This is a genomic window from Nocardia sp. JW2 (genome assembly GCF_051843015.1).
Taxonomy (GTDB): Bacteria; Actinomycetota; Actinomycetes; order Mycobacteriales; family Mycobacteriaceae; genus Nocardia; species Nocardia coubleae.
Genome location: NZ_JBPXLK010000026.1, coordinates 41611 through 55171, shown reverse-complemented (window position 1 = coordinate 55171; position 13561 = coordinate 41611). Strand labels below are relative to the sequence as shown.

Genomic DNA, 13561 nt, shown 5'->3' with positions numbered 1-13561 from the left:
AAGGACAACAAGTGCCCGGTTACGAGGAGTTCTCGTCGTTGACGATCGACCGCCCCGCCGACGGCGTGCTGCGGATCGTGCTCGACGGGCCGAACCTGAATTCGGTCGGCGCCGAGGCGCACCGGCACCTCGCCGACATCTGGCCCGTGATCGCGCTCGACGAATCGGTGCGTGCCGTCGTCATCCGCGGCGCGGGGGAGCGGGCCTTCTCCGCCGGTGGCAGCTTCGAGCTGGTCGAGGACATGATCGGTGACTACACCTCCCGCACCCGGGTGATGCGCGAGGCGCGCGACCTGGTGCGCAACATCATCGAGGTGCCCCAGCCGATCATCTCCGCGATCAACGGCCCCGCCGCAGGCGCCGGTCTGGTCGCGGCGCTGCTCGCCGACATCTCGGTGGCGGGCCGACGCGCCAAGATCGTCGACGGGCATGTGCGCCTCGGCGTCGCCGCGGGCGATCACGCCGCGATCTGCTGGCCGCTGCTCACCTCGATGGCCAAGGCCAAGTACCACCTGCTCACCAACGAGGTGCTCACCGGCGAGGAAGCCGAGCGCATCGGCATGGTGTCGCTGTGCGTCGACGACGACCAGGTCCAGGACCGCGCGATGGAGATCGCGCGCAAGCTGGCCGCCGGTTCGCGGGCGGGCGTCCAGGGCACCAAGATGGCGCTCAACGGCTGGTACCGCCAGGCGATGCCGATCTTCGACGCCTCGCTCGGCCTCGAGTTCTATCACTTCGGCGGCCCCGATGTCGTCGAGGGCGTCGGCTCCCACCGCGAGAAGCGGGAGCCCAAGTTCTCATGAGCACCGAACCCACGCGTGCTCCGCTGGCCGGGGTGACGGTGATCGGCCTGGAACAGGCCATCGCCGCCCCGCTGTGCACCCGCCACCTCGCCGACCTCGGCGCGCGGGTGATCAAGGTCGAGCAGCCCGGATACGGCGACTCGACCAGGCACTACGACACGGTGGTCGGTGGCCTGTCGGCGCATTTCACCTGGCTCAACCACGGCAAGGAGTCGGCGGCTCTGGACCTGCGCGCCGCCGATGACCTGGCCGTTCTCGAAGGGATGCTGGCCGGGGCCGATGTGCTGGTTAGCAATCTCGGTCCCGGCGCGCTCGATCGCCTCGGCCTCGGCGTCGACGAACTGACGCGCCGGTTTCCCCGGCTGATCATCGTCGACATCTCCGGCTACGGCCGCGGCGGTCCGCTCGACCACAAACGCGCCTACGACCTGCTGATTCAGGCCGAGGCGGGTTCGTGCGCGATCACCGGCGTCCCGGGGCATCCGGCCAAGCCCGGTATCCCCGTGGCCGACATCGGCACCGCGCTGTACTCGTACTCGGCGGTGCTGGCCGCGCTCTACGACCGCGAGCGCACCGGACGTGGCGCGGTCGTTCCGGTCGCCATGCTCGACGTGGTGTCGGAGATGATGGGCTTCGCGCTCAACCAGGTGCTGCACGCGGGCACCGAGCCGGTGCCGGTCGGCATGGGTTCGCCGATGATCGCCCCGTACGGCGCGTATCCGACCTCGGACGGGCAGACGGCGGTGCTCGGCACCACCAGCGACCGGGAGTGGCGGCGGATGACCGAACTCATGGGTTGCCCCGAACTGGCCGACGACGCGCGCTATCTGCACAACGACGACCGCGTCGCCCGCCGCGACGAGGTCGACGCGATCGTCGAGAAGTGGTGCGCCACAAGAACTCTCGCCGAAGTCCAGGAAGCCGCCGACAACGCGGGTATCGGTAACGCGCGGCTCAACGGCGTGCGTGAACTCGCCGAGCATCCCCAGCTGCGCGAACGCGGCCGATGGCGCGAGATCGGCACCCCCTCCGGCCCCGTACCGGCCTTGCTGCCGCCGGGGACGGCACGGGACTGGCCGGTGACCAACGGATCGGTGCCCGCGCTCGGCGCGCACACCGACGCGATCCGGGCCGAGTTCGCGCCGCGGGTCGCCCAGCCGAGCGAGACCTGATGGACCTGCCGCGCGTCGCCCCGCCGACCAGTCTGAAAACCGCTGCCGTACAGGAGATCCGGCGGCGGATCTTCGCGGGTGAGCTGCGGCCCGGCGACAAGATCGACCAGGACGAGATCGCGGATTCGCTCGGCATCAGCAAGCTGCCGGTGCGCGAGGCGCTGATCGCTCTCGAACTGGAGAGCATCGTCGACATGCCGCCTCGGCGTGGGGCTTTCGTCGCCCCGATGACGCGCGACGACGTGCGCGACCACTACTGGCTGCTCGGCGTGGTCTCGGGGCTGGCCGCCGCCCGCGCGGCCACCCGGATTCCCGAGTCCGCGCTCGACGCGCTCGGCCGGATCCTGGACCGGATGGGAACGGCGTCGAGCCGCGACCGCGAGACGCTGAACTTCGAATTCCATCGAATGATCAACCGCGCCAGTGGGTCCCGACGGCTGCTCACCGAGCTCAAAGTGCTGGGCAGCGCGGGCCCGCACGGGTTCTACGAGACTCACGACGACTGGTCCGAGACCGCCGACCGCGATCACCGCGAGATCCTCGCGGCGCTGCGGGCCCGGGACGTGGCCACGGCGCGAGCCGTCACCGAGGAGCACTTCCTGCACGGCGGCGACCGGGCGGTGCACATGCTCGAATCGCGCGGTTTCTGGAAATGATATAATATTTTATGCGTGAACTAGGGAAGGGTAGGCATGAGCCTCACAGCCGATGAGCAGCAGATGGTCGATCTGGTCGCCGACTTCGTCGACCAGCGGGTAAAGAACCGCGTGCGCGAGTTCGAGGAAGACGATGTCTACCCCGAGGAGTTCATCGAGGAGATGAAGAAGCTCGGCTTCTTCGGTCTGCTCGCGCCCGCCGAATTCGGTGGTGTCGACGTGAGCACCGCGTGCTTCGCCGGTGTCACCGAACAACTCGCGCGCGGTTGGATGAGCCTGGCGGGCGCCATCGGCGGCCACTCGGTGATCACCTACCTGATCAAGACCTTCGGCACGCCAGAGCAGAAGTCGAAGTACCTGCCGAAGATGGCCGAGGGCGCGATCCGCGCCACGATGGCGCTGACCGAGCCCGCGGGCGGCAGCGACCTGCAGGCCATGCGCACCGTCGCCGTGCGCGACGGCGACCAGTGGTCGATCACCGGCTCCAAGACGTGGATCTCCAACGCCGCGCACTCGGGGCTGATCGGTCTGCTGTGTATCACCGACCGTGACGCCAAGCCCGCCCACAAGGGCATGAGCGTGATCCTGGTCGAGCCCGGTGACGGGATGGTCATCTCCAAGAAGCTGCCCAAGCTCGGCTACCGCGGTGTGGAGGCCTGCGAGCTGGTGTTCGACGGCCGCAAGGTCGGCGACGACGCCATCCTCGGCGGCGTGCCGAACCTGGGCTGGAGCCACATGATGCGCGGCCTCGAGGTCGGGCGCATCCAGGTCGCCTCACGTGCGCTCGGTGTCGGCCAGGCCGCCCTCGACGCCGCGGTGCGCTACGCGCAGGAACGCGAGTCCTTCGGCAAGCCGATCTGGAAGCACCAGTCCGTCGGCAACCTGCTCGCCGACATGGCGACCAAGCAGCGCGCCGCTCGTCTGCTGACCCTCGACGCGGCCCAGAAGCTGGACGCGGGCGTGCGCGCCGACATGGAAGCGGGCATGGCCAAGCTGTTCGCCTCCGAGACCGCGATGCAGATCGCGCTCGACGCGATCCGCGTGCACGGCGGCTACGGCTACTCCAAGGAGTACGACGTGGAGCGCTACTTCCGCGACGCGCCGCTGATGATCGTCGGTGAGGGCACCAACGAGATCCAGCGCAATGTCATTGCCGCACAGCTCATCGCGCGCAACGCGATCTGATCGGAGACACTGATGTCCACTCTGCGCCGGGCCGCGATCGTCGCGCCCACCCGCACCCCCGTCGGCACCTTCGGCGGTTCCCTGCGTGACGTTCCGGTCGAGGACCTGGGCGCCACCGTGGTGAACGCGGTGATCGAGCGCTCCGGGATCGACCCCGAACGCATCGACGATGTCGTGTTCGCCCAGTCCTACGCCAACTCCGAAGTGCCGTGCGTCGGTCGCTGGCTGGCGCTGCACGCCGGACTGCCGATCACCGTGCCGGGCATGCAGCTCGACCGGCGCTGCGGCGGCGGCCTGCAGGCCCTCGCCACCTCGGCGATGATGGTGCAGACCGGCGCCGCCGATGTGGTGCTCGCCGGTGGGGTCGAGTCGATGAGCCGCATCGAGTACTACTCGACCAGCACCCGCTGGGGCGCCCGCGCGGGCACCGTGCAGCTGTTCGACCGGCTCGACCGCGGCCGCGAACGCTCCCAGCCGGTTGCCCGGTTCGGCAAGATCTCCGGGATGATCGAGACCGCCGAGAACCTGGCGCAGGACTACGGTCTGCTGCGCGAGGAGGCCGACTCCTTCGCCGCGCGCAGCCACCAGAAGGCGGCCGCGGCCTGGGCGGAAGGGCGTTTCGCCGACGAGGTGGTTCCGGTGACCGTGCCGCAGCGCAAGGGCGACCCGGTCGTCTTCGCCGCCGACGAGGGGATCCGCGCGGACTCCACCGCCCAGACCCTGTCGAAGTTGCGCACAATCATGCCCGACGGCACCGTCACCGCGGGCAACTCGAGCCAGCAGAACGACGCCGCCGCGGGACTGCTCGTCGTCGCCGAGGACCAGCTCGACGCGCTCGGCCTCGAACCGATCGGCTACCTGACCGGTTGGGCCGCCGCGGGCTGCGAGCCGTCGCGGATGGGTATCGGCCCGGTCCCCGCGGTCGCCAAACTCGCCGCACGCCAGGGCACCGACACCGTCTCGCTGCTCGATTCGATGGATCTCGTCGAGGTCAACGAGGCGTTCGCAGTCCAGGTCCTCGCGGTCCTGGAGGGTTGGGGCTGGCGCGATCACGACCGGCTCAACGTCAACGGGTCCGGCATCTCGCTTGGCCATCCGATCGGCGCCACGGGCGTGCGCATGGTCACCACCCTGCTGCACGAACTGCGCCGCCGTGGCGGTGGCCGAGGCCTCGCCACCATGTGCATCGGTGGCGGCCAAGGTATGGCCGCCACCTTCGAGACCGCCTGATCACCGTTCAGGCACCGATTGTGCCCCGGCGTACCGAACAGGCCCGCCGGGGCACAGTCATTCCGGAACGACAAGAACCAAGCAAGTCGGTACCTCGATGAAAACTGTCAAGCGATCACCCCGCCCACAAGAACCCGATGTCCGTTTGATGGTCCAATTCGCCACCATCCGAATGGAATTCGTGGCCTGTCTGACCGCCGCGCTGGTCTTCGTCCAGGATGTGGCGGGCCGTCATCTCTGTGACGTCACAGTCGCGGCCGCGCATTACACCGACCTGCCCCGACTGCCGAACGAACGCCTGTACCTGATGCCCTGAACACCGAAAAGCCTGGCCGGACTTGGTGATTACCAAGTCCGGCCAGGCTTTTTCGTCGGGTCAGACGCGCAGCAGCGCGGCGAAGTCGGTGACCGGGGTTGCGGGATCCCCGGCGTTGATCGCCGTCAGCAGGGCCTCGCTGCGATCGGCGCCGAGGTCGGCGACGGTGAGGTCGCGGAACTTGGCGTCCAGGTCGGTCTGCGTCATCGGGTTCTCCGCGGTGCCGCGCGGGTTGTCGACGAAGACGTGCTGGGTGGAGCCGTCGCGGTAGGTGACCGTGATGTCGGCGATCCAGCGACCCGGGTATTCGGCGTCGAGCTCGGGATCGACCTCGATCTTCACCCGACGCGCCATCTCCGCGACCTCGCTGCCCTCGCTGAGGTCCAGGTGCCCGGCCATGTAGTCGTGGTGAGCGCGGAAACCGTTGCCGCGGCCAAGGATCGCCAAGGCGAACTGGAACGGCAGGCTGTACTGCAGGTGCTCGATGATCTGCGGGGCGTAGGCGTTGGCGTTCTGGTTGCCGATGATCACGTCGCCGCCGGACTGGATGCCGAGCCGAACGGACTCGACCTCGCCCGCCCGCGCGGTCAACTGCTGGGCGCCGTCGATGTAGGCGTGGTTGATGCCGCAGCAGCAATACGGCTTGATCCACACTCGGGTGATCTCGAAAGATGCTGTGGGGGAGAACAATTCGACGGCATTCTCGGCGACCGGTCGGCCGACGAAGGTGCGGTAGAAGCCCTTGCCGCCGCTGAGGAACGTGGTCGGGCCGGTGATACCGGCGGCGGCCATCTCCGCGGCGCGAATCCCGTTGCGGGTACCGATGCCCGAGTGCAGCCGCTTCACCGAGCCGCCGGTGGAGGTGTACTCGGTGGTGCCGGAGCTGTGGCTCATCGCGATCGACAGCGCGTGGATGGTCCGCTCGGTGTCGAACCCGCGCATCTTCGCGACCACGGCCGCGGCGCCGAACGCCGACAGCACACCGTGCGGGTGGAACCCGCGCTCGAGCAACTGCGGCGCGGCCAGGATGCCGATCCGGGTGTAGACCTCGTACCCGGCGACGATGCCGGTGATGACCTCCGCCATCGAGGAACCGAGTTCCTCACCGACGGCGACGGCCGCGGAGACCACCGCGCTGCCGGGGTGGCTAGAGCTGGAGCGGTGGGCGTCGTCGTATTCGAAACCGTGCCCGTAGGTCGCGTTGACGAAAGCCGCGTCGGCGGCGCTCATTTCGTCACCCGAGGCGGTGACGTGGGCCGAACCAGGGGCGTGCGAGGCCTTGGTCAGCTCGAGCACCGCCCGGCTCCACGACAGCGACGCGCAGCCGATCTGCACGGCCAGCTGGTCCTGCATGAGCCGACGCGCGCCTGCCAGCGCGTCGGCCGGGATCGAGTCGTACTCGAGGTCGGTGACCAGCCGGGCGACGGCGGCTTCCAACGGGGGTAGGGAAGGCATGGAGAACCTTTCGGAAAGTGGGAGCGTCAGGCCAGCGTGTCGAGCAGGGGCTGCGGCAGGCCGTAGGACTTGCATTCGATGTAGGCGTCGAAACCCTCGAGCCCGGCCTCACGGCCGATGCCACTGTTCTTGAAACCGCCGAGCGGAGCGAAGAAACCGGCGGGGGTGCCGTTGACTTCCACGGTCCCGGTGCGGATGTGGCGAGCCACCGCCAGCGCGTGCGCGGGATCGGCGGCGAAGACCGACCCGTTGAGGCCGTAGTCGGAGTTGTTGGCGATCGCGATCGCCTCGGCTTCGGTGTCGAAGGTGTGCACGGTCAGCACCGGACCGAACACCTCCTCCTGCGCGATCTTGGCATTGGGGTCGACATCGGCGAAGATCGTCGGCTCCACGTACCAGCCGCGGTCCAGACCCTCGGGCCTGCCACCGCCGACGAGCAGCTCGGTGCCCTCGGATCGAGCCTGCGCGATGTAGCCCTCGACGCGTTCGCGCTGTGCCTTGGTGACCAGCGGACCCACCTCGGTCACCGGATCGAGCGGGTCGCCGATCGGCATCGAGCCGACCATGTCACGCAACCGGTCGTAGAGATCGTCGCGCAGCGAACGGGCGACCACGATGCGGGTCTTGTTGCTGCACACCTGACCGGTGTTGCGCAGTGACAGCGCCCGGATCACCGGCACCACGGCGTCGAGGTCGGCGTCGTCGAGCAGCACCGCGGCCGACTTCCCACCCAGCTCGAGGGTGACCCGGCGCAGGTCCTGCCCGCAGATGGCGGCGATCCGGCGGCCCGCCGCCGTCGAGCCGGTGAACGAGACCTTGTCGACACCCGGATGCCGGACCAGGTGCTCACTGACCTCGCGGCCCGCGACGACGATGTTCACCACGCCCTCGGGCAGACCGGCCTGGGCGAAGATCTCGGCGAGCAGATACGCCGACATCGCGGTCTCCGGCGACGGCTTGAGGATCGCGGTGCACCCGGCCAGCAGCGCGGGCGCCAACTTGATGATGGCGATCTGCAGCGGCGCGTTCCACGGCACGATCGCCGCGACGACGCCGACGGGCTCGCGCGTGACGAGCGCGTTGCCGGTGACCGAGCGGCGGATATCGGACCACTGGTACTGCGGGGCGAGCTCGATGAACGCGTCGAGCAACATGCGGGTGCCCATCGACTGCATCCGGGTCGACAGTGTGATCGGGCAACCCATCTCGGCGGTGATCAGGCGGGCGACCTCGTCCCGCCGCTCAACGAGGATCTCACTCACCCGAGTGAGCACGGCGATCCGTTCCGCGAGTTCCATCCGGGGCCACGGGCCACGATCGAACGCGGCGCGGGCGGCGGCCACCGCGGCGTCGATATCGGCCTCGCTGCCCTCGGCGATGCTGGCAAGGGGTTCCTCGGTGGCGGGGGAGACGACCTCGAACGTGCGTTGCGTTGCCGGATTCACCCACTCGCCGCCGATGAACAGCTTGTCGAACTGTCCCTGCCACAACTCTGTCTGAATACTCATGGGGTAGACCTATCGTCCTCGTCGGCGATTGTGTCCGGGTGGGAATTCTCTGGTCAGAGAGGGTTTCGCGCGCAACGCCCTTCGATGCCATGTGACCCGGCTCATGTAAAATATATGATATAACGTAGTCCACAGGCGAGGGTCGCTGCGCTCGCGGTCACTGTGCCTATTCCGTCGGTTGCCTCTCACGCGCCGATCAACCTTCGCCGGATGTGACCCGCGGCACCGCCTTGCGGAGATAATATATATAATATGAGCACACGAATAGAGGGAGACAGGCTATGCAGCACAGGCCGCTCGACGGAATTCGGATCCTGGAGGTCGGGGGTTACATCTCGCTCCCGTTCGCCACCTCGATGTTGTGCGCCCTCGGTGCCGAAGTCGTGAAGGTGGAGCGCCCGATCGTCGGCGAGGACTTCCGTCGCCACCAGAACGACGCCAGCCCGTACTTCCGTCAGTACAACACCGGCAAGCGCAGCCTGGCCGTCGACCTGAAGCAGCCCGAGGGCATCGCCCTGGTGAAGGCGCTGATCCCGCGCTTCGACGTGGTCCTCGAGAACATGCGCCCCGGCAAGGTGGCCGCGATGGGTCTGGGCCCCGAGGTCTGTCGCGAACTGCGGCCCGACATCGTCTACGGCTCGGTGACCGGCTTCGGCGCGGGCGGCCCCCTGGCCGCCCGACCCGCCTACGACACCATCGGACAAGCCTTCGGCGGCCTGTACTCCCTGCTCGGCGACGAGGGTCAGCCCCAGCTCACCGGTGGCCTCAGCGCCGACCTGGTCACCGGACTCAGCACCGCCGCCGGTGTGCTCGCCGCGCTGGTCGGCCGGTACCGCACCGGGGAACCGCAGCACGTGGAGACCTCGATCATGGAGGCCGTCAGCGTGCTGGTCACCGACGGCATCACCCAGGCCTTCGAACTGGGCGCCGACCCGACCCGGCGCAGCAGGCACCCACAGGCGCAGAACTTCTGCGCGCCGACCGCCTCGGGCGAGTACATCGCCGTGCACCTGTCGTCGTCGCAGAAGTTCTGGCAGTCGCTGTGCCGGGCGATGGATCGCGCCGATCTCGCCGTCGACCCGCGCTTCGCCGAATACCGGCCGCGCGAGGCGAACTATTTCGAGCTCGTCGAGATCGTCGAGGCCGAATTCGTACAGCGCTCGTTCGCGGAGTGGGAGAAGCGGCTCACCGCCGAGGACGTGCCCTTCGCGCCGGTGCTGTCGATGACCGGTTACGTCGAGCACGAACAGGTCGACTGGCTGCGCATGATCGAGCCGCAGGACGACGGGCTCGCGCTGGTGCGCCCGCCGTGGCGTTTCGGCGGCGAGCGGCCCGAACGCCCCGGTGTCGCGCCGCGCGTCGGCTCCGACACCCGCGCTGTCGCCGGGGAAGTGTACCCGGCCGAGAAGATCGATGAACTCGTGGCCGCGGGCGTGCTCTCGGCGGACGACTGACCGTGACCGGTTCTCGTGTGACAGAACACACCGCGGCACCGGACAAGTCGGCAGCGTTGGCCGAACTGCTCACCAGCCGGTGGAGCTGCCGGGCGTTCGAATCCCGCGAGGTGCCACGGCCGGTGATCGAGCGGCTGCTCAGCCTCGCGCAGCGGTCCGCGTCGTGGTGCAACACCCAACCGTGGCAGGTGATCGTCACAACCGGCCAGGGCACCGAGCGATTCCGCACCTCGCTGGCGGAGTACGCCGCCAGCGAGGGCGGTGAGCTCGGCGACGAGTTCGATTTCGCACCACCGGCCGAATACCGCGGCGTGTATCGCGAGCGCCGTCGCGAGACGGGCTGGCAGCTGTACGAGGCGGTCGGCGTCGAACGCGGGGATCGCGCGGCGTCGGCCAGGCAGGCCTTCGAGAACTTCCGGCTCTTCGGGGCGCCGCACGTCGCCATCGTCACCACGGCCGCCGATCAGGGGGTGTACGGGGCCGTGGACTGCGGCCTCTACCTCGGCACCTTTCTGCTCGCCGCGACGAGCCTCGGCATCGCCACGGTGCCGCAGGCGGCGCTGGCGGGCCGTTCGGCCTTCGTCCGGGAGTACTTCGACATCCCCGAGGACCGGAAGATCCTGGCGGGTGTCTCTTTCGGCTACCCGGCCGCCGATCACCCCGCCAACAGTTACCGCACCACGCGCGCGCCGCTGGCCGAAGTGGTGACCTGGCGTAGCGACTGATTCTCGCGGCTCGCGCCGGTCGGTGAGGGGCGGCGCGGAGCGCGAGAATTCGGGCCGGTGTGCGAAGACAATGTCGTCTTCGCACACCGGCCCGAATTCATTTGTCTGAAAAAATCAGGGCCACAAAGTTATTCGGCGGTCCCCAGGATTCCCGCCGAGCGCAGTTTTCCGATTTCGTTGTCGCTGAGACCGAGAACTTCGGCGAACACCTGATCGGTATCGGCACCGAGCGCGGCGGCCGGGCGCACCGGTCCGTACTCGCTGTCCTCGCGGATCGGGCTGTGCGCCGAGATGACCGGTCCGATGCCGGGCTGGTCGAGTTCGGTCAGCACCCGGCTGCCCGCACCCGCCTCGAAATCGGCCACCACATCACTCATCTGGCGGTAGCGGCTCCACAGCACGCCCGCCTCGGTGAGCGCCGCGCCGACCGCGTCGATCGGCAGCCCGGCGAACCAGGGACGCATCACCGCCGCGATGGTCTCGCGGTGGACGTACCGGTGTGCCTCGTCGACGAAGTCCACCCCGAGGGTCTGCTCGAGCGAGGCGATCACCTTCGCCGTGCCGGTGGCCGTGCACAACGCCTGCCACTGGCGCGGGGTGAGCGCGACGACCATGACGCGTCCCTCGTCGGCGGTGACGAAGTCGGCGCCGAACGAGCCGTACATGTAGTTGCCGTGGCGCGGTCGATCACCGCGTTCCCGAACCTCGCTGAGCCAGCCCAGATTCGCGACACCCGCCAACGCGACATCGGCGAGCGCGATCTGCAGATGCGCGCCCTCGCCGGACCGTTCGCGGCGATGCAGGGCGGACAGCAACGCGGTGGTCGCGGTCATCCCCGCGATCAGGTCCCACGCGGGCAGCACATGATTCACCGGGGTGCGCGAATCGGCGGGCCCGGTGAGGTCGGTGACGCCGACCTCGGTGTTCACCGTGTAGTCCACCGCGGGACCGCCACCGGCCTGGCCGCCGATGTGCACCTTGATCACATCGGCGCGCCGGGCCGCGAGCGCCTCGTAGGAGAACCACGGCCGCCCGACGGCGTTGTCGACGACGATGCCCGCGTCCTCGCCGGGCGCGGTCGCCAGGGCCAGCACCAGTTCCCGGCCCTGCTCGCTGCGCACGTCCACCGCGATCGACTGCTTGCCGCGGTTGAGCGAGTTCCAGTACAGGCTCTCGCCATTGCTCTGGGCCACCGGCCACCGCCGGTAGTCGGGTCCGCCGCCGAGCGGGTCGACGCGAATGACCTGCGCGCCGAGCTGGGCGAGGGTCATGCCCGCGGACGGTCCCGCCACGAAACTGGCGAACTCGACGACGCGCAGACCCGTCAAGGGCTGCCCGCTCACGCGTGCACCACCGGGGAAAGATCGACCTGGCCTGGCATCTGCATCGCGCTACTCCTTCGTCCGCGGCGGACCGCTCCTCCTGTGTGAAATATAATATATCTCAGCCTGGGTCAGGGCGTGAGCACCATGATCGGGCCGTCGCCGAGCACGGTGCCGGTGTCGACCGAGGCCGACAGTGCCAGGGTCCCGTTGGGCCGCACGTCGTAGGTGTGCACCCGGGTGGTGATTGCGGTGGTCAGCACGTCGGCGGCGTAGACGTGCCGCTCGTCGTGGCTGAGCAGCACCGTGCCGGGGCCGGAGCCGGGCGGGGCAGGAAAGGGCGAACCGGGCAGGGCCGTGAGCGCGCCGTCGGCCCCGAGCGAATACCCGGCCACGCCGCCACCGGCGACCACGGGCACATAGACCCGTTTGCCGTCGGCGGTGCCCTCGGCCCCGTGCGGCATCAACCCGCTGGCATACGGTGAGCCGGGTGTGGGAGTGAGGTGGCCGTCCCGCCCGATCGAGTAGCCGGAGATATTGCCGCCCAGTTCATTGCTCACGTAGACGAATCGGCTGTCCGGGGTGTAGCCCGGATTCACCGGCAGCGCGCCACCGGACACCGGAGCGCCGATCGAGGTGAGTTCACCGCCGGTTCCGATCGCGAAACTGGAGATCTGGCTGTCGAAGGGGCTGACGAAGCGCAGGAATCGACCGTCCGGATCGATCCGGATCATCGGGATGGTGCTGAACCCGGGCACGGTGATCGAGGACGTCTGCGTCAGCGCGCCGGACGCGTCGACCGCGTAGGTCCTGATGTGGCCGGGCACGCCGCCGACGGCGACGAACAGCAGGCTGCCGTCCGCGGACAGGGTCGAGGTGACCGGGACACCGCCGCCGACCTCGACCGTCCCGCCCGGAATCGGGCGCAGCGCTCCCGCGTTGTCGATGCGATCGCCGCTCACCCGCTGTTCGGCGGCCTGGCTGACATAGACATGCCGTCCGTTCGGCGCGAGGGCCAGCGAGAGGATGCCGAGCCCGACCGGTGTCCGGCCCACCTTCGTCAGCCCGCCGCCCGCTTCCACGCGCAGCACCGTCACGTCACCGCTGACCGTGCCGCCCACGAGGAGGAACTGGGGATCGTCGAGGGGTGCAGCCGTTGCCGGGGATAGCGCCCCCGCGATCGACAGGAAAGTCGCGACCGCGACTGCCGTCTTCTTGCTCCGTACGGCAAAACCTGTGGTCCGTGTGGTGGATGTCGTCATCGACGTTCCGTCCGGCGCGCAAGCGCTGTTCCCGACTGGCCGCGTGCCTACGCGGCACCCGGGGTTCGACGCCCCGGGTCGTCTGAATGTAGGAAGGTTCGGTCGCGGTGAGTGTCCAGGAATTCGGACACGGTTCAGGGCGAGCCCGTCATCCTGTGCATGGCGACGGGCGCGCGCCAGCCGCAGGGCAGGCCGCAGGTGGCTACCACCTCGTGCTCGATCGAGCCGTCGGCGAAATGCTGGATCACCCGCGATGCCGAGGCCGGATAGCCGCAGGCGCCGCATCGTCCGAAGTAGTCGAGCAGTTCGTGGATGGTGACACTGACAGGGGCAGGCACGGTGTGCTCCGAGGGCATATCCGGGTGCGGATCGGCACGGCCGTCCTCCGGGGGATGATTACGCATAATATATTTAACCCTCGTCGAGAGTGGGTCGCGCGCCGGAGAACCGAACTCGGCTCGTCCGAATGGGGG

At 68.8% G+C, this 13561-nt stretch carries 13 protein-coding genes; 8 read left to right on the top strand and 5 right to left on the bottom strand.

All coding sequences use genetic code 11. The annotated features are described in order from the left end of the window. Positions 1-11 precede the first annotated feature (11 nt). The 6 genes from ACSVDM_RS26450 to ACSVDM_RS26425 all read left to right on the top strand — a co-directional run bounded on the left by ACSVDM_RS26450 (position 12) and on the right by ACSVDM_RS26425 (position 5362). Positions 12-803 carry an enoyl-CoA hydratase/isomerase family protein gene (locus ACSVDM_RS26450; RefSeq protein WP_439268554.1) on the top strand — a complete coding sequence of 264 codons (792 nt, stop codon included), beginning with the start codon at positions 12-14 and terminating at the stop codon, positions 801-803. Beyond that, positions 800-1975 (top strand): CaiB/BaiF CoA transferase family protein, encoded by a 1176-nt coding sequence (locus ACSVDM_RS26445; RefSeq protein WP_439268538.1) that lies wholly within the window; start codon positions 800-802, stop codon positions 1973-1975. The genes ACSVDM_RS26450 and ACSVDM_RS26445 overlap by 4 nt, the downstream gene beginning before the upstream one ends. Further along, the gene (locus tag ACSVDM_RS26440) at positions 1975-2631 is read left to right on the top strand and encodes a GntR family transcriptional regulator (protein ID WP_439268537.1); all 657 of its coding nucleotides are present in this window, start codon (positions 1975-1977) and stop codon (positions 2629-2631) included. Before ACSVDM_RS26445 ends, ACSVDM_RS26440 begins: the two co-directional genes overlap by 1 nt. Before the next feature lie 36 nt (positions 2632-2667). After that, positions 2668-3816, top strand: a complete 1149-nt coding sequence (locus ACSVDM_RS26435) for an acyl-CoA dehydrogenase family protein (RefSeq protein WP_439268536.1) — start codon at positions 2668-2670, stop codon at positions 3814-3816. Between the two features lie 12 nt (positions 3817-3828). Continuing rightward, positions 3829-5046, top strand: a complete 1218-nt coding sequence (locus ACSVDM_RS26430; protein ID WP_439268535.1) for an acetyl-CoA C-acetyltransferase — start codon at positions 3829-3831, stop codon at positions 5044-5046. 97 nt (positions 5047-5143) lie between these two features. Next, positions 5144-5362: a hypothetical protein gene (locus ACSVDM_RS26425; protein WP_439268534.1), complete on the top strand. Its 219-nt coding sequence runs from the start codon at positions 5144-5146 to the stop codon at positions 5360-5362. Between the two features lie 60 nt (positions 5363-5422). Here ACSVDM_RS26425 and ACSVDM_RS26420 read toward each other — a convergent pair whose 3' ends face one another. Together ACSVDM_RS26420 and ACSVDM_RS26415 are read right to left on the bottom strand one after the other, a co-directional pair. Then, on the bottom strand, positions 5423-6817 hold the full coding sequence (locus ACSVDM_RS26420; protein ID WP_439268533.1) for an MmgE/PrpD family protein: 1395 nt from the start codon (positions 6815-6817) through the stop codon (positions 5423-5425). A 26-nt stretch (positions 6818-6843) separates the two neighbouring features. Then, the gene (locus tag ACSVDM_RS26415; RefSeq protein WP_439268532.1) at positions 6844-8325 is read right to left on the bottom strand and encodes an aldehyde dehydrogenase; all 1482 of its coding nucleotides are present in this window, start codon (positions 8323-8325) and stop codon (positions 6844-6846) included. A gap of 281 nt (positions 8326-8606) precedes the next feature. On the opposite strand from ACSVDM_RS26415, the gene ACSVDM_RS26410 reads away from it, so the two are divergent. Both ACSVDM_RS26410 and ACSVDM_RS26405 read left to right on the top strand, forming a co-directional pair. After that, positions 8607-9779 carry a CaiB/BaiF CoA transferase family protein gene (locus ACSVDM_RS26410; RefSeq protein WP_439268531.1) on the top strand — a complete coding sequence of 391 codons (1173 nt, stop codon included), beginning with the start codon at positions 8607-8609 and terminating at the stop codon, positions 9777-9779. A 17-nt stretch (positions 9780-9796) separates the two neighbouring features. Then, positions 9797-10504: a nitroreductase gene (locus ACSVDM_RS26405; protein ID WP_439268530.1), complete on the top strand. Its 708-nt coding sequence runs from the start codon at positions 9797-9799 to the stop codon at positions 10502-10504. Between the two features lie 128 nt (positions 10505-10632). Here ACSVDM_RS26405 and ACSVDM_RS26400 read toward each other — a convergent pair whose 3' ends face one another. The 3 genes from ACSVDM_RS26400 to ACSVDM_RS26390 all read right to left on the bottom strand — a co-directional run bounded on the left by ACSVDM_RS26400 (position 10633) and on the right by ACSVDM_RS26390 (position 13492). Continuing rightward, positions 10633-11847, bottom strand: coding sequence for a CoA transferase (locus ACSVDM_RS26400; protein WP_439268529.1), 1215 nt, complete (start codon positions 11845-11847; stop codon positions 10633-10635). Between the two features lie 110 nt (positions 11848-11957). After that, complete coding sequence (locus tag ACSVDM_RS26395; RefSeq protein ID WP_439268528.1) at positions 11958-13088, bottom strand: lactonase family protein; 1131 nt, start codon at positions 13086-13088, stop codon at positions 11958-11960. 134 nt (positions 13089-13222) lie between these two features. Further along, a complete protein-coding gene (locus ACSVDM_RS26390; protein ID WP_439268527.1) occupies positions 13223-13492 on the bottom strand; it encodes a hypothetical protein in 270 nt (89 codons plus the stop codon). Between the last annotated feature and the right edge of the window lie 69 nt (positions 13493-13561).